This is a genomic window from Streptomyces sp. NPDC048275 (assembly GCF_040652275.1).
In the GTDB taxonomy this organism is placed as follows: Bacteria; Actinomycetota; Actinomycetes; order Streptomycetales; family Streptomycetaceae; genus Streptomyces.
Map to the genome: position 1 here is coordinate 15,731 of NZ_JBEZLR010000031.1, position 23,740 is coordinate 39,470.

Genomic DNA, 23,740 nt, shown 5'->3' on the forward strand with positions numbered 1-23,740 from the left:
AATCGGCGAGGTCAGTTCCACAGCTGATACGTCTCCACGCGCGAGTACCCGTCCGGCCTGTCGTCCGTGTAGATGAGGCTCATCCGGGTGTAGTGCTCCAGCCGTGGCTGCTTCTTCCAGGGCTCCGGATGGTCGAGCCGCACGACGACGGGGTAGGCGTGGAACCTGCCCGCCGCGCAGTACGGCTCGCAGTCGTTCACCACGTTGAGGCCCTCGGCCGTCGCCGAGGTCCGGCCCCAGTGCGACCAGTCGAGCGAGACGAGGAGGCTGTTGCCGTCACCGCAGGCGAGTATGAACTCGTCGGGGAGCACTTGCGGGTCCCAGAAGCAGTCGACGATCACGGGCCGTCCGAGCTGCTGCTGCACGGTGTGCGCGGCCGACGGCGACGCCACCGGGGCGGCGGAAGCCGTTCCCATGGCCGCTACGAGCGTCGCGGCCGCACAGAGCGTGACCGCTGTCCTTACCCTTTGTCTGCGCATCTTCGCTCCCGGCCGCCTGTCTCCGGTCCCTGCTTTCGACGCTACGACCGTGCCAGGGGTTGTGCCACTCGTACGGAGTAACGCCGCGGCTTCACTGAGAGACCGTCAGGGTGGGAGTACGACGAAGGGCTGGCCTTTGCACAGGGGTGACGCTCGATGACGCGGCGGGTGCGGGAGCCGGTCGGTCCGGCGGTGATGGACGCGGTGCGGGGCGGGTTCGCGGCCTGGTTCGACGACACAGACCATACGGTGCATCCGGTCACACTGATACGGTGTCAAAAAGTGTGAGATGGCCCTGGGTGTTCACCGGAGGGGGCTGACGGACGCGCCGGCCAGGGTGCTGTCGACTCCCCGACCCTGTAACGGGGCGGGGAGCCGCCCGCACTGCGCAATGGTCAGGAGGTGTACCACTTCTGGTTGCTGGTCCCGTTGCAGCTCCACAACTGGAGCTTGGTGCCGTTCGCGGTCTTCTTATCGAGGACGTCGACGCACTTGTCCGCCTGCGAGTTCACCAGGTCATGGGCTTTGTTGAGCACGAACTTCTGGGCCCAGCCGCCGTTGCACCTGGCCAGCTGGATCGCCGTGCCGTTCCCGGTCGAGGCCCCCGCCAGGTCCATGCACATGCCGAACGCGCGCATCGTACCGTCGGAGCGCATGTCCCACTTCTGCCAGGCCCCGTTGTCGCAGTCCCGGATCTCCAGCCGTGCGCCGTCGCGGCCGGTGCTGCTCTGGGCGCCGCTCACCGCGATGCAACGGCCGCTGTCGTAACTGCGGATGCGCACGCCCGGGGCGACGACCGGAGTTGAGGCGGAGGGCGTGGCCGCGAGCGGGGCCGCGGGCGTGGCCGTAGGCTGCGCGGGCGCGTCGGCCGACCCGGAACCGGACTGCGTCCCGGACCGGGTCGGGTCACCGCTGGGATTGTCCGCACCGCTGCCGCTGCCGCTGCCACTTCCGCCTACGCCACCGAGGGGCGCACCGCCGCTCGCGTCGGTGCCGATACCGCCCGTCGTGCCGCTGCCGGTCAACAGGCTCCTGGACCCCGTGGCAGGAGGAATGTTGCTGCCGGAACCGCCTGAACCACCGCCGGCGCGGATCGTCCCGGGCGATGCCAGCGGCATGGCGGTCGCGGAGGCGTCGGGGGCGGCAACCGCCACGGTGTCACTCTTGCCGTCCTTGTCGGGCAGCAGGTCGATCTGTGCCATCAAGGGCACGACGAGTGCCGCGCACCCTACGACGGCTGACGCCGTCGCGAGTACGCGCCAGGCCCGCCGGTCCGGCAGCAGCTTCCGCCGGGGCAGGGCGGGACGTCGGGCGAACGCGTCGGCGAAGCGCGGTGGCGCTCCGTCGGGGACATCAGGGTCCCGTATTTCGGGATGGGGAGGCACATGGTCTCCTGTCGGTTCGGGGGGGTATGCCCGGCGGTGTAGGGTCCGGGTCCGCTCTCCACTGTCCAAGATGTGAACAATGGTTGAAGAGCTCGGCAAGTCTGACCGTAAACGACTTGAAAACATCAACCGTGTCAAGGCTGCCATCACAGCATGTCACTCGACACTCTAATGTGTGCGTCATGTGTGTGAACGAGCCCGAGAGTCGTGAGGGCGAGCCGGGAACTTCCGCGAGCCATGCGACCGGCTGTCCCGATGAACGCACGGTCGCCTATCTCATAGTCGCCGAACGGGACAGTCTGAGACGTTTCATCATCGGCCTCATGGGGCGTGACGTCCATGCCGCCGAGGACGTGCTGCAGGAGACCCTGCTACGCGCCCTGTCGCGCGCCGAGCTGCTGGACGTGCACGAGCGTCCGATCCGCATGTGGCTCTTCCGCGTCGCCCGCAACCTCGTCGTCGACCACCGCCGCCGCGACCGCATGGTGCCCGTCGGTGTCACCCCCGCCGACTTCGCGGGCACACCGATCGCGCACGTACGCGACCACGCCGGGGTCGTCGAGGACCGCTCGATTCTGGGGGCAGCCCTGAGCGCTCTCCCGCCCGCGCACCGCGAGGCGGTGGTCCGGGTGCACCTGCTGGACCAGAGCGGCGCGGACGCCGCCGCCGAGATGGGCGTGCCGCGGGGGACGGTCAAGTCCCGTACCCACCACGGCGTACGGGTACTGCGTGCGGAGCTGGAACGGCACGGAGTCGTCGGAGCCGCCGCGTGAGCCCCGCCGCCGACTGGTCCCGGCTGATCGGACTCATCGGCGTCGTCCTCCTGGTCATCGTGGTGGCGCACTGGCTCGTCCGCCGCAAGGGCGGCTGGGGTGCGCTGCGCCGACGCGTCGTCCGTGAAGTGGCCGCGGCCGCCCGTGGCTTTGCCAAGCCGGTACGCACCGAACTGCGCTACCGGCGCGGACTGCGGCTGCTGCGCCGCCTGTTGCGGGATCCGTCCGGCTGGGCCGATGCCGAGCGGGCCGTTGGGTGGGCGGCCGCCGAGCAGCCCGGAACGCTGCCGTACGCCGCCTTGCTCGGCAGTGACGTGGTCGGCGTGTACGTCGCCCACGGACAGGCGGACGGTGCGCTGCCCGCCCCCTGGGTGGGGGACCCGGTCGAAGCGCGCCTGTGGTGGATCAGTCGCGCCGACCTCGGCTCCGGCCCCGCGGCTGCCGGCCGGGCCCCCGTGCTCGTCTGCGTCGGCACCGCGGGCCAGGACGCGGTGCTGCTGGACCTCACGGCCGGCCCGTCCGCGGTGTCCGTCACGGGGGCCCCGCGCACGGCCCGCGCGGTCCTCCAGGCCCTGGCGGCCCAGGCCGACGTCCGCCTTCCGGCGGGCAGGGTCCGGGTGGGCCCCGGGGTGCACCCCCGGTACACCGGTTCCGCCGACGTGCTCGACCGGCTGGGCGCGGGCGACTACGCCGTGTGCGGGGAACCCCCCGAGCGCGCGCTGCCGGCAGGCGCACGCCTGCTCACTCTGGGTGTCGCGCACGGCAGCACGCGCATCCTCGAAGCGGACGGGGAGGGATACCTGCGGCCGTACGGCGCACCCGCCTCCCTGACGGTCGACGCGCTGCCGCTGGGCCGTGCCGTCGCACGACTGGTCAGCACGCTGCCTCCGGTCCCCGGGGACGGGGGAGGCGGCGGCACGACGACCACGGCGCCCGCCGCCGGCGTCCCGTCGTCCGACGACGACCTCGTCGAAAACGGCCCCCTGGGAGGCACCGCGGAGGCCGTGTCCGCAGCCGCGCCCGCCCCCCGTACCCCATCCGGCGCGTCCACCGCTGCCGGCCCCGATGCCCTCACCCCGCGGGACGGCGATCTCGCCGAGCCGGCCTCGCAAGGCCCGGCAGGCGTCTCCGCATCCACCGCACGGCCCTCGTCATCGTGACGCGCGAACCGGGAAGACAGTGAACCTCACCATCACCACCGTGGACGGCGCGGGCGGCGTCCGCCGCGACCATCTCGTACGACTGCCCGAGGGCAGCACTTTCGCGGACCTCGCGAAGGCCGTCGACGAACGCGGCCCCCGCGAGCTGTACCTGGACGACCGGCCGCTCGACGCCGCCGCCCCCGTGGCCGGGGCGGGGCTTCGGGAGGGCGGCATGCTGGGCCTCGGCGCCCCCGGCACGGAGCCCGACCGGGTCCGCGTCGGGTCCGGGCCCGTCCCCGGGCCGGTCCTCGCCGAAGTGCACATGGTCTCCGGACCGCAGGCCGGGCGCACCTGGCGGCTCGGGTTCGGCAGCCACGAGATCGGCTCCGGGCGGCTGTGCGCGATACGCCTGGAGGGCGACGGCGTACCCGAGGGCGGCCTGTGGGTCACGGTCGGCGCCGACGGCACCGCCCACTGGCACCGGACCCGCACAGCGGCCGACGACGTGGTGCGCGGCCGGGTCGCCGCGCCTCCGCCGGACGACGCCGTCACCGCGCTGCGCCGGACGCGCCCGGAGCGGGTGGCCACCGAACGCACCGGCGCACCTGGGCAGTTGATCCCGTGGCCGGAGGGGGAGGACCTGACGGTCGGGCCCGCGCTGCTCAGGCTGAGCGCGCCCGTCGAGGCGGACGCCGCCGTGACGCCGTCCGCGGACGGCTTGGGAATCGACTACAACCGTCCGCCGCGGCTCGCCCCGCACCTGGACGCCGAGCGGGTCCGGCTGCCCTCGCCGCCCTCGCCGCCGACCAAGCGGCCCTTCCCCGCGATGATGATGGTTGCCCCGATCATCCTGGGCTTCTTCATGATCAGCATCTTCAAGTCGTACTACTTCCTCGTCTTCATCCTGCTCGGTCCGCTGATGATGGTCTCGAACTGGGTCACCGGCCGCCGCACCGCCCGCAAGGACTATGAGACGGCGGACCGTCAGTACGCCCAGCGTCGTGCCGCGCTGGAGGACGGCCTGCGCGAGGCCGTCGTCCGTGAACGCGTGGTGCGGCACGTCACAGGGCCCGATCCCGCCGCCGTCGCCCTGATGGCCACCGGGCCCGGCAGCCGCCTGTGGGAGCGGCGCCGCCACGACGGCGACCACCTGGTGCTGCGGCTGGGCACCGCCGACCAGCCCTCGGTACGCGAGTTGGAGGACCCCGCCCGGGACGAGAACCACCGCTCGATCCGCTGGAACATCCCCGACGCGCCCATCGGCGTCGACCTGCCCAGCCACGGAGTGGTCGGCGTCGCGGGCCCGGCAGCCGACGTCCAGCCGCTCGCCCGCTGGCTGGTCATCCAGGCGGCCGTCCTGCACAGCCCGCGCGACCTGCGGATCGTGGTCCTCACCGAGCCCGAGCGCGCCGCGGACTGGGCCTGGGTGCGATGGCTGCCACACATGCGCAGCACCACGCCGGACGGGCCGCTCATCCTGATCGGGAACGACCCCGAGTCCACGACGGCCCGCATCTCGGAACTGGTCTCGCAGATCCAGGCACGCAAGCGCACGGTCGGCTCCAACAGCAACGCCGTGTTCTCCGACCCCGACGTCCTGGTGATCGCCGACGGGGCGCGGCGGCTGCGCGACGTGCCGGGCATGGTCCAGGTGCTGACCGACGGGCCGGCCATGCGCGTCTTCAGCCTGTGCCTCGACGAACAGGAGCGGCTGCTGCCCGAGGAGAGCACCGGTGTGGTGCTCGCCGAGGCGGGCCGGCTGACCGTCAAGCGGCCCGGGGCCCCCGACCTTCTGAAGGTCCGCGCCGACGACGTGGCGCCCGAGTGGTGCGAGCAGGTGGCCCGCGCCCTGGCGCCGCTGCGGGACGTCAGCCCCGAGCACGACGCGGGGCTGCCCGGGCGGGTACGCCTGCTCGACCTGCTCCGCCAGGAGCCGCCCAGCGCCGACCGGATCGTCGAGGGGTGGCGTGAACGCCCCGCCTCCACGTCCTTCGTACTCGGCACCGGCTTCGACGGTCCGCTCTCCCTGGACCTGGTCCAGGACGGCCCGCACGGCCTGGTGGCCGGCACCACCGGCTCCGGCAAGTCCGAGCTCCTGCAGACCTTCGTCGCCTCTCTCGCCGCCGTCAACCGGCCCGACGAGCTGACCTTCGTCCTCGTCGACTACAAGGGCGGCAGCGCGTTCAAGGAGTGTGCGCAACTGCCGCACACCCTGGGCATGGTCACCGACCTCGACGCGCACCTGGTGGAACGCGCGCTGGAATCCCTCGGTGCCGAACTGCGGCGCCGCGAGCACATGCTGGCGGACACCGACGCCAAGGACCACCCCGAGTACCAGGCCAAACGCGCCGCCGACCCGAGCCTCGCGCCACTGCCCCGGCTGCTCCTGGTCATCGACGAGTTCGCCACACTCGTACGCGAAGTGCCCGAATTCGTCGCCGGACTCATCAACATCGCCCAGCGCGGCCGCTCGCTCGGCATCCACCTGATCCTGGCCACCCAACGCCCGGCCGGCGTGGTCACCGGCGACATCCGGGCGAACACCAACCTGCGTATCGCGCTCCGGGTGACCGACCAGACCGAGAGCCAGGACGTCATCGACGTCAGGGAAGCGGCGGACATCGCGCCCAGCACCCCCGGCCGCGCCCTGGTACGGCGCGGCCCGAAGACGGCCGAGCCGTTCCAGACCGCCTGGGTCGGCGCCGAACGTCCCGGTCCGAAGGCGCAGCAGACCGCAGCGCCCGAGCCCGGGCGGACCGCCCCCGTCCGGACGGCCGCCCTGTCCTGGGAAGGCCTGGGACGCCCCGCCGCGCTGCCCGCCGAGGCCCCGGTCGCCGCCTCGGCCCCCCAGGCGCCGGCCCCCACCGACCTGCAGGCGCTCGTCGCCGAGATCCGCGCCGGCGCGGACCGGCTGGAGGACTTCACCCCCCAGCCCAGTCCCTGGCTGCCGCCGCTGCAGGACGAACTGCTCCTCGACGACCTCGACGCGCTGGGCTCCGTGAGCGGGCAGCGGCTGCTCATCCCGTACGCCATGGAGGACGTGCCACAGCTCCAGCAGCGCCGGGTCGCCGTCGCCGACCTCGCCTCCTTCGGCCACCTGTACGTCATCGGCTCCCCCCGGTCGGGCCGTACCCAGGTACTGCGTACGCTGGCCGGTTCCGCGGCCCGCAAGCTGAGCTCGGCCGACGTGCACCTCTACGGCATCGACGCCGGCGGCGGCGGCCTGGCCGCCCTCACCGTGCTGCCGCACTGCGGGGCCGTGGTGTCCCGGCAGGACATGGAACGGCTGGGCCGACTGCTGCGCCGCCTCAACCAGGAACTGACGGACCGCCAGGACCTGGCGCAGCAGCACAACGCCACGGGCATCTCCGAACTGCGCAAACTGCTGCCGAAGTCCGAACGTCCCGCGCACATCCTGCTGCTCATCGACGGCTGGGACTCGCTCTCCGCCATTCTGGACGACCACGACCACGGCCAACTCGTGGCCGAGGTGATCCGGCTGGTGCGCGAAGGCGCCGGCGCGGGCATCCACGTCATCGCCACCTCGGAACGCTCCCTCCTGGGCGGCCGCATGGCCGCCCACAACGACCACAAGCTGCTCCTGCGCCAGGGAGACCGCACCGACTACCAGGCCGTCGGCCTGATGCCCGGCAAGATCCCGTCGACGATCCCGCCCGGTCGCGGCTGGCACGTGCTGAGCGGCACCGAGACCCAGGTCGCGCTGCTCACCCCGGGCGGCGGCACCGAGCAGGTCGAGGCGCTGCGCGCGATCGGCACCGCCGCCCGCAAGCGGGACCTGAAGGTGCCTCAGGCACAGCGGCCCTTCCCGGTCGCACCGCTGCCGCGGTCGGTGGAGTTCGCCGAGGTCTACGACCGTGTTCCGGCCGGCTCCCGGCGCCCCATGTGGGGACTGCTCGGGGTCGGCGGCGACGCGGGCGAGCCGGTCGGTGTGGACCTCGCCGGTTCCTCGTCCGTCTTCGGTGTGATCGGGCCCGCCGGGTCCGGGCGCAGCAACACGCTCGCCTCACTCGCGGTGTCCCTGCTGGCCGGCGGCGCCTCACTCGTCCTCATCACCCCGCGCGAGTCGCCGCTGCGGGCGCTGGACCGGCACGCCACGGCCCGGGTGCTCGCGGACACCGATCCGTCGGCGGACGAACTGCGGGCCGCGCTCGACGCGCTGCCGGGCCCGCGCGTGGTCGTCATCGACGACGCCGACCTGCTGACGAATCCCGCCGCGGACAAGCTCCTGAAGGACATCGCCGTATCGGGCCGCGACCAGGGCGCCGGCCTGCTCTTCGCCTCGTCCGCGGAGGGAATCCAGGGCGGCATGAGCGGCTGGGCGGTGAGCGCGCGCCGGGCCCGGCGCGGGCTGCTGCTGGCGCCCAAGACCATGGGGGAGGGCGAACTGATCGGTGTCCGCCTGCCGCACAGCGTCACCCGGGCGGTACCGCACCCGGGCCGTGGCTGGACCGCCGCCGGCGACGGCAACGTGATGGCCGTCCAGGTGCCGCTGACGACGCTGCGGACGGGGTGACGGCCCGGAAGCGTGATCCGGGCTGACGGTATGAAGGGCGCCCCCAGCATGGCGGGGGCGCCCTTTGTGCCGGCCTCTTCGGCGTGCTGCTACTTGTTGAGGCTGTTGGCGATGCCCTGGTCGAACTGCTGGGCGTTCTCCATGATGCCCTTGAACATCTCCGCGAAGTCGTTGATGCCCTTGACGGCGGCCAGCAGGCTGGTGTCGAACTGGTTGTAGGTGTTGCGGATGACCTCGCTGGAGTGCTGGAAGACCATTCCGTCCTCGACGAGCGCGTTCACCCTGTTACGCAGGTTCGTCAGCACGGGGAGGATGTTCTCGTGGGCGTCATGGAGTAGTCCCGTGACCTCCTCGATCTTGGCGTAGTCAAGATTGATTCCCTGATAAGGCATGTTTTTCCTCTGCTTGGTGGAAGGGGTGGCTGGGGCGCGTCGACCTGCGTGCGGCCGCTACAACTTGCCCTCGAAGACGTACGGTTCTTTCGGCGGGCGGGACCCGCCGCCGTTGCCGCCCGAAGGGTCGTCCTTCTCGAAGGGTTGCCACTTTTGCTGTTCGCCGGAGCCGTCCTTGGGGCCGCGGGTGAACTCTTCGCGCTTGCCGTCGGAGCCGGTGACGACCATGGTGCCGCTACCGTCGTCGTTGACGTGGACCTCCATGTGGGTCGTGCTCTTGTCGGGGTAGGTCGTGTCCGCCGTGTAGCTGCCGTTGCCGTCGGTGTAGTTCGTGACGGTTTTGTGCTCCTTGCCGTCGTAGACGACGGTCGACTCCTCCCTGATCACGTTGCCGTTCTCGTCGAGCGTGAGCTTCGTCTGGATGCTGCCGTGCTCGGTCTGGATCGTCTGCTCCAGCGGTGGCGCGCCCGGGTCCGTGGCGGAGCAGAAGTCGGGTACCGTGCCGTCCTTGCCGGGCGTGCACTGATCGAGGTGGGACTGCTTGTAGTCCCATCGGTCCTTGTCGCGACGCCAGTTCTGCAGGCCCAGGTTCTGGCCCATGACCCCCATGTTCTGGGTGAGGTCGGCGTCGAAGGACAAGAACGCCTCGCCGACCGACCCGAAGGCGGCGGCCAGCTCCTTGAGACCCTTGTCAGCCGAGTGCAAGGTGTTGAAGGCGTTCCCGCGAAACCCGCTCATCGCGTCGGCCAGTCCGTGGTCGCCGAGTACGAAATAGAAGTAATCGTCGCGCTCGTCGCTGAAGACGCCGGTGCTCAGCAAAGGCCCGATCTCCCCTGCCAGGGCCTCGAGGTCCGCCTTGGACTTGTGGAGGAGGTCGTAGTCGATCTTGAGTTTATCGGGCAAGGGACAGCCTCCCGGCACTCCGTCGGTGTTCCGTTCGCAGAGACCACGCACCAGGGGGCGTGCCGGTTCATTGCCCGCGGGGGTGGGGAACCGCCGCTGACGGCAGGCACCTGGGCGCTGGGAAGACCGTGTGAACCGTACCGGCAGCTCGTGCGTGGTCTTCGTGGATACGCCCCAGTCCTGTCGCTCCCGGGAGGAACCCCGACATGCCACGTCCGTACGATTGGGAGAAGGTCCGGGGGAGTAAGGCGGGCGATCCGGCCAAGGGGCAAATCGAGCTGATCAGGGAGCTGGCCGGCGAGCTGAAGAAGTTCGGCGACAGGACCCGGGCCATCAGGGACCAGATCGACGCGGTGATGAACACCGCCGACGACGGCTTCTTCGTCGGTGCCGCCGCCGACGCCCTGCGGTCGAAGGTCGACAACCGGCTGCGAAACCACATCGAGGACGTGGCCAGGGCGTTCGAGACCGCCGCCGCCACCCTCAACGGGTGGGCGGAGGCGCTCCCCGGACTCCAGCAGCGGGCCGACAGCGCCTACTACGCCGCCGAGGGACTGGCCGAGGACGACCCGCAACTGCTGGTCCTCCGCGCGGAGGTCGAGCAGGTGGCCGCCGATCATGCGGCTGGGGCCGCCACCGCGGCCGGCGCCATCAAGGCAGTGTCCAACATCCGACTGCCCATCTCGAAGTGCGAGGTGTTCTGGGAGGCGTTCAAGTGGCTGGCGATCGTTCTGATCATTCCAGCCATCGTGCTCGGCGGCGTCTGGGGCCTGATCGCCATGGGCGTGAACATGGCGCTCTTCATCAAGACCGCCATCGACGTCTCCCACGGCAAGGGCGGCTGGCTCGACGTGTTCCTCGCCGGGCTCGGCATCATCGCGCCGACCACCAGGGGCCTGCCCGTCTTCGGGCTCATCAAGGCCGGTTGGCACGGCGCGATGAGAGGGCTCGTCGTAGGCTCCCGCGCTGCCATGGAAGGGTGGCGCAACCTCTTCAGCAAGGGCTACTGGCTCACCACGATCCTGCCGGGCATGCGCGATTTCGCGCGGCTCTCCCTGACCTGGGTACGCCAAGGAGCTCTGTGGGTGCCGCAGGCACTCCACGGCCTGCCGGGTGTCTTCCAGCGGGGTGGACTCTCCGTCGTGCAGGGCCTGCGTGCCATCCCGGGCATCGTGCGCGGTCTTCCCGCGAACGTCGGACGCGGCCTGAGCGCGACGTGGACCGGCGCGAAGGCCACGTGGAACTTCGCCGTGCAGCAGCTCGGCGGCTGGAAGTCGCTACGGCTCCTGCTCCCCGTGGACGCCGCCGAGATCGGCCGGTTCGGGCTGGTCAAGGCCCTGCGGATCGGCTTCTTCGAACGCGGCATCATGCACCACCACATCTACGGTTCGGCCTTCAGCGGCGCCTTCCAAGGCGTCGGCCACGGTGTCGGCGCCGGGGTCCTCGGCGCCCGCGGAATCGACGGACTCGTCGACCTGCCCCGCATGCAGCTGGACCAGGTGCGCCTGGGCGACTGGGCCGGCGCCAACGCGGGCCTGCGGCCGTTCTCGCTGGACGTCGGCCCGGTGGACCTCGCTGCCGCGCTGCGGACGCCCGATCTGAACCTGAACGGCGTCGGTGCGATCGGCGACCGTTCCGGATTCGGCTTTAACGCCGGCCGACAGGTCGACGCCCTCGTCGACATCCCGCGAAGCCAGTTGAGCGGGCTGCGGATGGAGGGCTTCGGCGCCGTGCCAGGACGCGTCGACGGCAACCTCGGCATCAGCGCCGGCTCCGCCCCCACCCTCCACTCCTCCGGCTTGTACGTGCCCGCGTCAGCCGGCGCCCCCGCCGCCGCCCACGGACTCAACCTGGCCGTCGGCACGCCCGTCGCGGGGGGCACGCACTCCGCGTTCTCCGCCCTGCAGGCACCACCCCCGGGGGCCGTACACGTCGGCGACCTGCTGGCGCCGGGCAACCCCGCCGGCGCGGCACACCCCGGGAACACCGTGCTCACCGGCACACCGGCGCCGACCCCGGGCACCGGTAACCTGCTGACCCCGGGCCCCCAGGCCCCCGGCGTCGGCGCGCACACCGTGCTCACCGGCACTCAGGCGCCGCACGCGGGCACCGCGGGCGTCCGCGACCTGTCGGTCGCCGGCCCCGCCCCGGCCGGTACGACGGCGGGAGCCCGCCCACCGGTCACCGGGGTCGTCCAGGTCCACGCCGGCGGCGGTCCGGCCACCTCGGCGTTCGACCTGCTCGCGACCGGCAGCCGCGCGATGCCGGACAGTCCCGTCCCCGCGAACACCGGAGCGGCCATCGCCGACCACACCACCAACGCCCTGAAGGCGAACCAGACCCGTCTGCACCTCGACGAACTCGTCCACCGTCCGGGCTCCCCCCCGCCCGGCGCAGTTCCCGACCGCGCCACCCCGGGCACCTCGGCTCCCACCACTTCCACCCATCTGACGGAAGACGCCCTTCCCTCGCAGGCCGGCGTCCGCGGCGCCTTCGACCTGGTCGACACCGGCGCCGCGGGGCGCTCTGCTGGTGGCAGCCGTGCCTTCGCCGGCGCCCCTGTCAGGGGCGATGCGGGCGGGAGCGCTGTCCCTGCTTCCGGGCGGGCAGTTACCGAGGGCACGGGAGACGGTTTCGCGGGAGCCTCGGCCAGGCAGAGTCTGCCGGTCCGTCCCGGCGAGGGTCGTCCACTGACGCCTGGGCAGATCGAGAGGTTGTGGGCGCGGGACGCGGAGCAGGTTGATGCTCTGTTCGGTGGTGCGGATCACAGCTTGTATGGGGCGCGTCGGGACGCCTGGGCCGATTTCGTACAGGCGCGTTACGAGCTGGGCCGGTTCCAGCAGACTCACGGTGATCTCGCCGGTGCGGGGGCGTCGCGCGGTCGCGTTGAGTTGTCCTCTCAGGAGCAGGTCCTCCGTCAGGCTCATGAGACTGCTCAGAGGCGGCTTGACGAGTTGCGTGTGGATCCGGAGCGGATTGACGCGGGTCTGGCGGAGATCAACGCGCGGGCCGGTGTGGAGCGTGGTGCGGTTTCGGGTGGTGGCCATCTGCCCGGGCGTGGTGCGGTTTCGGGTGAGGGGCACCTACCCGAGCGTGCTCCGGTGGCCGGTGTGGTGGAGTTGCACGAGTCCGGCGTTTCGGCTCCGAACGGTCTGGCCATCGAGGTGACCAGGAACGCGGACAACACCTTTGGTCACCGTGTGCTGGAGTCGTTCGGGCGTCCGGATCCGCGGCGTTCGGTGACTCCTCGTGGTGATGGCGGGTTCGATGTGCGGCACACCCCGTCGGGTGTGGTGACCACCTACAACGAGAGTGGGATCAGGATCGCGGTCGACGGCCCGCTTCGTGGTGGTGTCGGTGTGGACAACGGTGTTCGTCTGCACACGCGGTTGAACGGACGTGGGCGTCCGGAGGAGGCCAGTGCCGTCGGCGCGGACGGACGCCAGTACCGTGCCGATGTCCTGCCCGACGGCACCGTGCGCGTCGAGTTGGAGTCCGGGCCCGCCTTGACCTTCTCGGCCGAGGGTCGTCTCATCGATCCGACGCACGTGAGCTCGCAGCCGTCTGTCGCGGTCTCGGGTCTGGTGTCTTCGGGTCGCGGGATGCCTGATGTCGGTGGGGCCGGGCCGCGGTTGGTGGGCGCCGAGCGGGAGTTGGTCCACGGGCCTGAGGATTTCCTGCGCTCGAATGTGTTGTCCACGGATATGGACCACGGGTTGACTCTTCATGCTCCCGGATTGAGTCGGGATACGCGGCGGCGGTTCCTTCAGGCGATGAATTCCCCGGAGATTTCCGAGCACAGGTTTGTGTTGGTGTCGGACGGCCGGGTCGATGCCGGGGGCAAGCCGGTGTATACGCTGACTCCTGCCGTGGAGTGGTACGCGCGAAATTACGATCCGGCGCTTCTGGGATTTGCGAACGATGTGAAGCTCCCTGCTTTCCGCGGCGAAGGCCACTATGTGGATGCTGTTTTCGTTCCGTATCTGCCGGGTGGGTCGGCTGACCCTCTTCGGTCGGTCGGGCACGCGGAGGCCCTGCGCAATCCCGGCGCGTCCGATCCTCGTCTTGTGGTGACGCCCGCCATGAACGGGTGCGCGTTCACGGTGACGGTGGGTTCGACTGCGGATCGTTTCAGGGTGTGGCATTACCAGTCGCCCGTCTCCAACATGCGTCATGCGGCGGACTTCCGGCGACAGATGCGGCCCTCCGACTGGTTCGGGTCGGGTGAGTACTACCGGGGTAATGTTCCGGACGGGCAGCTCTTCGAAGCCGCGAACATGCTGTGGCACGACGGTAACGGCTGGCGAATTCTGAGCCAGGAGAACCGCACGAGCATATCGGCCGGGAACACGATCAACTTCGCTGATTACCGCAGTCGTCCGCTGGAGCTGAACCCTCAGGACGAGGGCGCCGGGCACGTCGCCAGGTTCTACAAGGATGTGGCGCAAGGCGAGCGAAGCCAGCAGAATCTGTACTTCCAGCAGGCAGTCAGGAGATTCCAGAGCTTCACTGATCTGTCGCCTGTCGAGCGGGCCGCCTACGACGACATGTTCCAGAGGATCGAGCGGCGCTTCGAGCAGGAGGCCAAGAAGCTGGACGAGGTCGGTGATTTCGACACGTTGCGTTCCCTGGCGGATTCCTTCGCGAAGAATCGTGCCGGCATGAGGGCGGATCTTGAAGGCGACATCGGCAGGGCTGTGACGGTCGGTGCGCATCTTCGGCCGAACGACCCGCGTCTGCGGATCATCCAGGAGCGGCAAGCCATGGCGCAGGGCGTGGCTGAGGACTTCATCAACCGGCCGGCCAGCAACTGGATCTTCCTGCTACGGGAAGAGGGCGCCGCTCCCCACCCGCTGACCTCGGCCTCGATCTACCGGGCGATGGCGATCGACGATGTCCGCAATCCGTATTCGATGGTGAACTCGGACATAGCGCGGATCAGGGAAGCGAATTTCCAGCCGGCCGTCAGAGACGCCGTGAATAATTCGGTAATCCAGAGAGTGGAGGCACAGCGCGCCGCGGAAATCGAAGCTCTCGAGGGCGTCACCGATTTCCAGTCGCTCGCACGGCTTGCCGATGAGTTCCAGATTCAGCGTGCCGATTTGCAGTTCACCCTTCCCGCCGAATTCGGTGGGCGTCTCGCCGGTGTACGGGCCGGGGAGATAAACGCTGCCCGCCCGATGGTGACCACGCTGTTGGACGACTTCGTGCGGAATCCGCTTGGCGATTGGATCGCCGGAATGCGGAGCGAGGCGTCCCGGCTGGCTTCTCCCACCGCGGTTCCCGCACCCGCCGGATCCGCAGCGGGCGCACGTGCCGCGGCGGGTTCCACCACGACGCCGGTCCACACCGGCACGCTCACTCCCGGGCAGATCGAGAGGTTGTGGGCGCGGGAAACGGAGCAGGTCGATGCCCTGTTCGGTGGCGTGGATCACGCGTTGCACGGGGCGCGTCGTGACGCCTGGGCCGATTTCGTACAGGCGCGTTACGACCTGGGCCGGTTCCAGCAGACTCACGGTGATCTCGCCGGTGCGGGGGCGTCGCGCGGTCGCGTTGAGTTGTCCTCTCAGGAGCAGGTCCTCCGTCAGGCTCATGAGACTGCTCAGAGGCGGCTTGACGAGTTGCGTGTGGATCCGGAGCGGATTGACGCGGGTCTGGCGGAGATCAACGCGCGGGCCGGTGTGGAGCGTGGTGCGGTTTCGGGTGGTGGCCATCTGCCCGGGCGTGGTGCGGTTTCGGGTGAGGGGCACCTGCCCGACGGCACCGTGCGGGTCACCGACCCGCACACCGGGTCCCCTGCGCGCATCTCGGCAGAGGGCCGCCCCGTCGACCAGGCGCACACGTCGTCCCAGCGGCCCCCCGCGGTCTCCGACCTGGTGGTCACCGGTCGCGGTACGCCTGACGCCGGCGGGGTCGGGCAGGTGGATGTACCGCACACCGCAGCGGATCCGGCTCCGGCTGCCGGCGGCGCCGGGAAGGCGGCTGTGCACCAGGGCGCTGAGGCGCCCGGCGTGTCCGTGAAGGGCAAGGAACGTGCTGATGCGCAGTTCGTGCCCACTGCCCCGGGTCGCGACCAAGGGCATGCCGTGGTCGATGCGGGTGTGGCGCTGACGGACACCAGGCGTGCCTGGGATGACGCGCTGTCGGACTTCGCGGGTGCGGAGCAGCGGCATCTCGACGGGATCGGTGGCTCCGCTCATGCCGACGGGTCGAGCCTCGCGCAGGCGTGGAACCGTTTCGTGCGGGCGGACATGGAGCAGGCCGTCGCGGAGAAGCAGTGGTCTGAAGTCTCCGGTGGTGCTCCGCTTCCCGAGGTGAGGGAAGCGGAGGCGCGCTACGGGGTACTACCCGGCGGGTCCCCGGTGTCCGACGGGCTGCGAAGGCTGCTTCGTCAGCAGCATGCGACGCCGGGCGCGGCCCCCGAGGGGCTCGTGCTGTCGGCGAGCCCGGTGCCCTCGGCCAGCCATGTGGTGATCGACGGCGCCAAGGCCGGTCAGGCCGCGGGCCGCGACGTCCATGTGCTGATTCCGACGAGCCGCGACCTGACGGTGGCGCACTGGCTGCAGCATCCCGACCGGGCCGAAGGCGCGTTCAAGGCGGATATGGACGCGCTGAGCAAGGCACGCGGCACGGCGACCGACGACAAGCTGATCCAGGCCTTGGACGTCCGCGTCGCTTCCCTCACCGACGATCTGAACCTCTTCCGCAGCCTTCAGGACCGTACGGTCTGGGACGAGTTGCGGATGCCGCAGGTCGCTGCGCTGGTCATGGCGGAGCGGCGTGGTCTGAGGTCCCTGGCCCTCGACCGTGCCGCGCTGATCTCCAAGCTGCGCGGCGACGAGTGGCCATGGGCCAAGGGGTACCTGCTCGGTGGCGGAATCGACGGGGTACTGGATTCCCTGGTGGACCGTGTGCTCCTGCATCTGCGCAGTGATCTCACCCTGACGGTGAACGTGCGTCTGGGGGATGTCACGGACGGCGCGGGCAAGGTGCTCGGTGCAATGCTGCAGGACAACAAGGTTCTGTTGCGCAACGCCTGGGAGGCCACGCCCGACAACAACGGTTACTTGTTCCCACTCCGTGGGCCGGCTGAGGAGGCTCTGGGGTATCCGGCAACTGTGAAGCGGACCGTGCAGGGATCCGGGAACTACCCGGCCCGGACAGGCGAGGCCGACGAGCACTTCGCGCCGAGCGACCTGGACCGCTCGTACCTGCCCAGCTACGCGGCCCTGACCTCGTCCCACCGGCCCCAGGGCCTGAAGTCCTACGGCAACGCCGTCCTCCACCTGAAGCCCGAGGTGATGCAGAGGTCCACCTACACGCCGACGGACAGTTTCCTCGAAGGGGCCAGAGGTGCCGAGGGCGTGACGGGCCTGGGCAATCTGGTGCCCTTGCTCAGGCACGGTGACGAGTCACTGGTCCGACTGGCGTTCGCCGAGGCGACCGACTTCGCATTCGACGCCGAGTACCGGGCTCTTCGTCAGGCCGGGGACCTTCCTTCCCGGCTGAAGGCCTACTTCGAGGCGCAGATCCACGGCAAGGTCACCTGGCGTGATCTGGACCGCGTGGCCCTGTTCTACGACGGGCATATCGCGATGTATGCCGAGCAGGCGCTGCACCAGAAGAAGCTGCTTGAGGATTTCGCCGACAGGAACGGTTTCTCGTTCACCGTGGACACGCTCCCGATGCCCACCAAGACGTGGGCGTCCAAGGGCCCGGCCGCGGCGACCGGCTCGGGCGTCCACGAGAGCTTCGACGACCTCCACTTCACCGCAAGCCTCCTGGACGAGCACGGCGTTCCGCAGCCGCGCGTCATGGACGACGCCGCCGCGTCCGTCGACGCTCGGGCGGCGAGAGGCCCCGTCCACCACGGTCTACCCCCTGAGAGCGACCTCTTCCACCTGAACGGCACGCCGGCGCCGACCCCGGGCGCCTCGGCCACCGGTGACCTGCTGACCCCTGGCCCCCGGGTCCCTGGCGCGGGTGCGGGTGCGGGTGCGGGTGCGGGTGCGGGTGCGCACACCGTGCTCACCGGCACTCAGGCGCCGCATGCGGGCACCGCGGGTGTTCATGACCTGTCGGTCGCCGGCCCCGCCCCGGCGGGTGGGAGGGCGGGAGCGCACCCGTCGGCCACCGGTGTTTCTTCGGCGCGGCATGGCGGCGCTTCGGCCGGTTCGGCGTTCGACCCGGTCGCGACCGGTGGGCGTGGCGTGCCTGACAGCCCTGTCCCCGGGAGCGCCGGAAAAGTCGACGCGGAGCGGACCGGCGATGCTTACACGGCACATCGGGTCGGAGTGAACCTCGACGACCTCATCGAACGCCCGGGATCGTCCCGGCCGGGAGCTGCCCCCGAAACCGGCGCGGGCGCGCGCCCCACCGCCGACAACCACGCCTTCGACGGCGTTCCCGGCCGGAACGGCGCGGGGGACGGCATGCACGCTGCGACGGTCCGTACGGATGTGAACGGTCATGGGACGGCCGACGAGCCGTCCACCGGCGCGGCACCGCAGGGGCGCGGCTCGCTGATCGAGGAGTCCTGGGCCGACGAGGCCGGTCGGGTACGGAAGTTGTTCGGCGCGGAGGACGATCCGCTGCTGCCGGCGCGTGTCCAGGCGTGGGGGGAGATGCTGGATGCGCGGCATGCGTTGAACCGGCTGCGTGATGAATTCGCGGAGCATGGCGGTCCGGTGTCGTCCAGCAGCCCGTTGTCGAGGCTGGGGCGTGCCGAGGCGCTGCTGGACGATGCGGTCGGCAGGCTGAGGCAGCTGGGCGTCGACCATCCCGAGGCGGTGGAACGGCAGATCAGGACGATCCTGGGCGACGGTGTCGCGTCCCGCGGCGGTGGCCTCCTCGGCGGCGCCCCCCCAACGCCGCCGGTGACCGCACACAGCGGGTTGTACTCCCATCCGGAAGGGGCAGCGATCAGAGTCCGTGGTCCTCGCAAGTCCGGCCTGGCAGATCGGACGCCGAACCAGTTGATGAATGCGGAGTGGAGCCAGCTGCCGGAAGAGATCCGGCGGAACCTTCACAAGGAACGTCTGGACATCGCGGTGGACCCGCAGATGCTTGCGGATACCGACAGTCGGCTCCACCGGGCGGTCGCCGAAGGCGGGCGGCCCGCATCGGGTACGAGGTGGGAAGCCGGCAGAAACGAGGTACTGGAGGCTCTCGGCAGGAGGGACCCCCGGACGCGCGGTTACTGGGCGGGACAGGACGCGCGTGACGGGCTGATGGGTCAGGCCGCGCGCGCGGAACTGGACGCGTACAAGGGCAGGCCGGACACCCGCCGGGCACGTGAAGAGCAAGTGGCCGACGCGATCAACAGCAGTGCCCCGGACCAGGTCGAGGTCCTGCGGCAGCTGCTGAGGCAGAACGAGGGCGTGGCGATCGGCGGAGCGCATGCGGGAGCGCCGGTATGGCGGTCCCTGGCCGACAACATGCCGGAGCTCAAGGCCATGGGCGTGCGGACGCTCTACCTGGAGAGCATCCGCGGGGACAGCTATCAAGCCCATGTGGACGCGTATCTGAAGACCGGGACGATGTCCTCCGAGCTTGACGCGTTCGTCACCCGCTACGACGCCAACATGAGCCTCAAGGGCCGAGGGATGCGGCTTCTGCTTGAGGAAGCCCAAAAGCACGGGGTCCGGGTGGTGGGCCTGGACGGACGTCCGGCCCGTCGGCCCGCGCTGAGCGCCGACCCCCTGTACCACCGGGCCGCAGCCATGAACACGTACGCGGCGGGAGTGGTGCGCCTTGACCGGCAGGGGTTGTCGGGAGAGCACCGCTACCTCATGGAGCTCGGTGTCGCGCACACAGGGGCGCACCGAGGCCCACAGCAGGAAGTCGATGTGTACGGGCACAAGTTCGCGCCGGGTGAGGAGTTGCCCGGTGTGGACGACCTGCTCAATGTTCCGCGCGTGATCCAGGACCAGGACACCGGAGCCTTCCGCGCACGCCCGGCCGCTGAGCCCTTGTCCATCGAGGTCGACCTCTTCCACACGGTGAACCTGAAGCTCCAGGAACTGAAGCGGGACAGCGTCACCCGTGCGGAGTTCCAACAGGCGTACCAGTCGCTGCAGAATCAAGAGGGCGGCATCGTGCCGGGCAGCTCCACGCGCGCCCTGGCCGAGGACGTGACCGCGATCCTGCTGAACAAAAAGCCTCCCAGGATGCTCGGAGGCGTGCCGCACGCCGCCCTCGTCGACGAACCGGCGATGGGTCACCCGACTGCCGGGCCCTCGCGAGGGGAATCTCCGACGAACGGTGACGCGGGCCGCCCTGTCGCGGGCGCGTTCCGCGACAGGGACGACCTCCTGCCCGACGGAACCGCGCACGCCGGCGACAGCGACTCCATATCCACGGCGTACTTCACCGCCGAGAGCCACCTCATCGACCAGGGGCTCCGGCTGACCGGCACGAACGGCAGGACATCGGACCTCGACCGGATCCTCGTGACCGAGGACGGCGGCGCCCGCCATGTCACGGACCTGGACGGCAACAGCCTTCCCGACACGGTCACCAGCCTCGGCGACGGCCAGGGCTTCCGGATCGAGAACCCCAAGGGTTACGACACATTCGGACGCGACGGTGCGGCCACCGGCGACGGTCTGCGCCTCACCGGACGGCACGGCGACCCGGCCGGGTACATCGACCGTCCGGCAGGCGGCGCGCCGCAGTGGCTGGACGACGCCTTCAGCGCCGATCCCGCCCGTGCGGTCACGCACCATCAGGCCGGCCGCTTCGAGATCGCGCACCCGGACGGCCGGCACGAGGTCTTCGACGCGGCGAACGGGAAGTTCCTTGAACAGCGGACCCCGCTGCCCGACGGCGGCCACCAGGTCACCGCGGCCGACAGCAGGTTCCGCCGGTTCGACGGGAACGGCGTCCAGACCGCCGACGGTGCCCCTCTGCCCAACGAGCCCGGCGGTCGCGTCCTCGTCACGCAGCAGCCCACCGCCGACGCCCTGCAAGGCACCCGATGGCTGGAGAACGGTAGGGGCGAGCACCTCCGGAACTGGGACGTCACCGTCATCGACAACGGCACGGTGCGGATCGAGCGCAACCTCCCGGATTCGCCCCGGCACGGCGAGTTCCTCGAACTCAACCCCGATGGCTCCCTGGCCCGGCAGGCCTTCAACGTGCTGGACAAGGGCCGGCCCACCTCCTTCCGCTACGAGGTCGACCACGCCGGCGGTACCTGGCAACGCACGGACACCCAGGGCACACCCAAGGGCCAGGGCCTCTTCCACCATGGGGTTGTCGATCGGGCAGGGGAGGCGAACGGCAGGCTGCGTCTGCTCAGCTCGACCCATGCGCCGGTCCCGGTCTTCGAGCGGCGACTGCTCTCCGGCGGAGAGGTGCTCGACGCCTTCCGCCGCACCGACACCGTTCAGTTCGACAGGTCCAACCCCCGTAGCACCTGGGCGCGTTGGGGGCAGGACGGCGAGCTCCGAGGCTCCGGAAACCGGCACTACGACACCGCGGGCACGGGTTGGCAGGACAAGGAGGGGCACGTTCCGGTGCGCGAGTACCGGGACGGCCTGCAGAAGTACGACGGGCGGGCCGGCCACACCCTGGCGGTGAAGCAGACCGACGGCTCGTGGACCTGGCACCGCTACGACGGCGCCGCCAGGGAACTGGACTCCGGCCCCCGCACCCGGGACCGGCACGACTCAGGCTGGACCGACCGCAACCAGGACGGCGACATCGTCCAGCGGCAATGGGGCATGGGCCGTCTGCCCGAACGTGCCGGGCAGTACCAGGAGTGGACGCTGGGGCGGGACCGCTCGCTGCCGGGCTCCTGGGAGCGCCAGTCACCGCAGGGCAAGGAGGTCGGCAAGCGCGAGGTGTTCGGCAACGGCCACCTGACCACCGAGCGGTGGCGGGAGCAACGCCCGCCGACCTGGGTCCGCACCCGCTGGATGGCGGACGCGGGCACGGCGCAGCCCCCGTACGCCCACGTGCTCGGCGACAACGCCTACCAAATGTTCGCGTGGACCAAGGAGTCGCCGACCGCCCCCTCGTCCGGCGTCCGCTACGTCGGCCACGACGGCGGCACCCTGGACCTGCGGGCGAACGGCTCGTTCGCCCGTTCGACCACCAAGCTGCACGACGGCAGGACCCTGAAGGTCGGTGACCACGCCCCACGGCCCGACCACACCCCCGGAAACCCTGACCACCAGCCCTGGCACGACGGCACCACGAGCGGTTACCGCGTCCCGGTGCGGAACTCCCCCGAGCACGTGGTCTGGCGGGATGTCTTCCGCGATCCGCAGGGGAACACGAAGGTCGCCCGCGAGGGCCTGCCCGGGGGCGTCGTACGCGAGTACGCGGACCCGCCGGCCCTCCCCGCCGCCCATGAGGAGTCACTGGTGCACGGGAGGACCTGGGTCGCCCGGGACCCGCACGGCAACCTGACCGGGATCCAGCACCGGGACCCCGCAAACCGCGACCTCTTCGTGCAGGGCACCGGGCCGGCCGGCACGAAGTCGACCTGGAAGGCCGACTGGACCTGGCGGCAGGTGGACGCCGAGGGCACCGTGCACGCCTCCGGGAAGCGGGAGTTCTTCCGCGTCGCCGACGACCCCCGGCTGCCCTGGGACGACTCCTACCGTGACGTCGACGCGGGCAAGAACCTGGTCCGGGAGCGCCGGATGCTCGACTCGGGCCGTTACGTGGACGCCTGGCGTGATGGCGACGGCTGGCTGAGTGCCAAGTTCGAGCGCAACGGGACGCGAACGGACCCCGGACGGGAGCCGGAGGTCCGCACCTGGTGGAACGAGAAGAGCAACGACTGGCAGAACACCTGGACCAGGCAGAGCCGCTACTTCCGCGACGAGCAGCGGACATCCCCCGGCCCCAGCGGCGAGACCGGCGCCGCCCCGACCGCCCCCGTCGTGCTGCGGGAGACCCCGCCCCCCTCCACCGACAGCCCGCTGCGGGAGACCCTGCTGTACTCCACCCACGGCCCACAGCGGGTGCGCGAGTACGTCACCGGCGCTGAGACGCGGTACTCCGAGTGGAAGGAGTTCGACCACGGCACGGTGGTCCGGCAGCGCGTCGCCGTGGGCGACGGCTTCCTGGAGACCGATGCCTGGCGCGGTCAGTGGAAGCGCTACAACAAGGACGGCGACGTGGTCGCCCAACGCACCGTGAGCGGCCTGGTCTTCGAGAAGAACACGTTCAACCAGATGAAGCCGGTCGGCAACGAGTACGACTTCCGCGGGTACCTCACCGAGGTCCGCGGCTGGGGCCGCCAGGTCCGCGAGGCGCAGCACATGCCCTGGGACGGAACCGTCCTGCCCGCCGGCGCGGGCGCGGGTTCGGCGGCGCTGCGCGAGGCGAAGTACGCGCCGTACGGGCAGACACTGGCGAAGAAGGTGCTGGTGGAGTTCGGCCAGGAGTTCATCCTGGAGTTCGGCGCCAACCTCGCGGTGAACGGCATCGTCGCCGCCGCCCAGAACAAGCCCTTCACCGGCCAGGACGCGCTGAAGGCGTTCGCCAACGCCGCCGTCGGCGCCACCGTCAAGACCGGCTTGAGCACAGCGATCCACGAGCTCCCGATGAAGGGCTTCCGCAACGCCGGCAGCCTCAAGGCCGGCTTGGCCAACGTCGACGGCGGCAAGCACTGGAACCGCCGGCCCAACAACCACGACAAGACCTGGGCCAACGAGTGGGCCGGCAACGAGGTCCCGACCCGCTGGCAGGGGGGCGTCTACGACTTCTCGTTCAACGCCGCCGCCGCCACGATCTCCGCCTTCGTGAACGGCAGCATGAACGCGGCCGTGTGGGGCGTCTCGAACGCTCAGGGGCAGACGGTCAAGCTCAGCGGTGCGGACGCCGTCATGGACGGTGGTATCAATGCCCTCGCCGGTATGACGACGTCGGTCTCCACCGGCCTGGCGAAGAACCTCCTCGTGATGGGCGGTGGCGGTCGGCTCTTCCACCGGCAGGGTTTCGCGGAGTTCTGGATCCAGCTACCGTTCAAGATCTTCGAGAAGTCGATCCAGACGGTTTTCCTGACCAACGCGTACCGGGCGAGTATCAACCCGTCCTACTACCAGGCACCCCCGCCCCCGCCGTCGGCCGTCGGCGGGCAGTAGTGGCAGCAGTACGCGCAAGAGCCGGACGCA

The 23,740-nt window shown here is 70.5% G+C and carries 8 protein-coding genes; 4 read left to right on the forward strand and 4 right to left on the reverse strand.

The features are described from left to right. Positions 1-11 precede the first annotated feature (11 nt). Positions 12-479, reverse strand: coding sequence for a hypothetical protein (locus AB0D57_RS20015; RefSeq protein WP_362074182.1), 468 nt, complete (start codon positions 477-479; stop codon positions 12-14). A gap of 395 nt (positions 480-874) precedes the next feature. Further along, positions 875-1,864, reverse strand: coding sequence for a ricin-type beta-trefoil lectin domain protein (locus AB0D57_RS20020; protein ID WP_362074185.1), 990 nt, complete (start codon positions 1,862-1,864; stop codon positions 875-877). 182 nt (positions 1,865-2,046) lie between these two features. Here AB0D57_RS20020 and AB0D57_RS20025 point away from each other — a divergent pair, with 182 nt between their 5' ends. Genes AB0D57_RS20025 through AB0D57_RS20035 form a run of 3 tightly spaced genes read left to right on the forward strand, consistent with a single transcriptional unit; the run spans position 2,047 to position 8,313 of the window. Continuing rightward, positions 2,047-2,637, forward strand: coding sequence for a sigma-70 family RNA polymerase sigma factor (locus AB0D57_RS20025; protein ID WP_362074188.1), 591 nt, complete (start codon positions 2,047-2,049; stop codon positions 2,635-2,637). Beyond that, entirely contained in the window at positions 2,634-3,797 is a 1,164-nt protein-coding gene (locus AB0D57_RS20030) for a hypothetical protein (RefSeq protein WP_362074191.1), read from the forward strand. The genes AB0D57_RS20025 and AB0D57_RS20030 overlap by 4 nt, the downstream gene beginning before the upstream one ends. A gap of 19 nt (positions 3,798-3,816) precedes the next feature. Beyond that, positions 3,817-8,313 (forward strand): FtsK/SpoIIIE domain-containing protein, encoded by a 4,497-nt coding sequence (locus tag AB0D57_RS20035; RefSeq protein WP_362074194.1) that lies wholly within the window; start codon positions 3,817-3,819, stop codon positions 8,311-8,313. Positions 8,314-8,402: 89 nt separating this feature from the next. Here AB0D57_RS20035 and AB0D57_RS20040 read toward each other — a convergent pair whose 3' ends face one another. Further along, a complete protein-coding gene (locus tag AB0D57_RS20040; RefSeq protein WP_362074197.1) occupies positions 8,403-8,705 on the reverse strand; it encodes a hypothetical protein in 303 nt (100 codons plus the stop codon). Between the two features lie 57 nt (positions 8,706-8,762). Continuing rightward, positions 8,763-9,608 (reverse strand): hypothetical protein, encoded by an 846-nt coding sequence (locus AB0D57_RS20045; RefSeq protein ID WP_362074200.1) that lies wholly within the window; start codon positions 9,606-9,608, stop codon positions 8,763-8,765. 206 nt (positions 9,609-9,814) lie between these two features. Between AB0D57_RS20045 and AB0D57_RS20050 the strand changes: the two genes are divergently transcribed. After that, a complete protein-coding gene (locus tag AB0D57_RS20050) occupies positions 9,815-23,710 on the forward strand; it encodes a hypothetical protein (RefSeq protein WP_362074203.1) in 13,896 nt (4,631 codons plus the stop codon). Positions 23,711-23,740: the final 30 nt, after the last annotated feature.

What these genes read in the sequence shown, in the direction of transcription:
- AB0D57_RS20015 (WP_362074182.1), bottom strand. Translation starts at nt 479, where the DNA reads ATGCGCAGACAAAGGGTAAGGACAGCGGTCACGCTCTGTGCGGCCGCG.
- AB0D57_RS20025 (WP_362074188.1), top strand. Translation starts at nt 2,047, where the DNA reads ATGTGTGTGAACGAGCCCGAGAGTCGTGAGGGCGAGCCGGGAACTTCC.
- AB0D57_RS20050 (WP_362074203.1), top strand. Translation starts at nt 9,815, where the DNA reads ATGCCACGTCCGTACGATTGGGAGAAGGTCCGGGGGAGTAAGGCGGGC.
- AB0D57_RS20040 (WP_362074197.1), bottom strand. Translation starts at nt 8,705, where the DNA reads ATGCCTTATCAGGGAATCAATCTTGACTACGCCAAGATCGAGGAGGTC.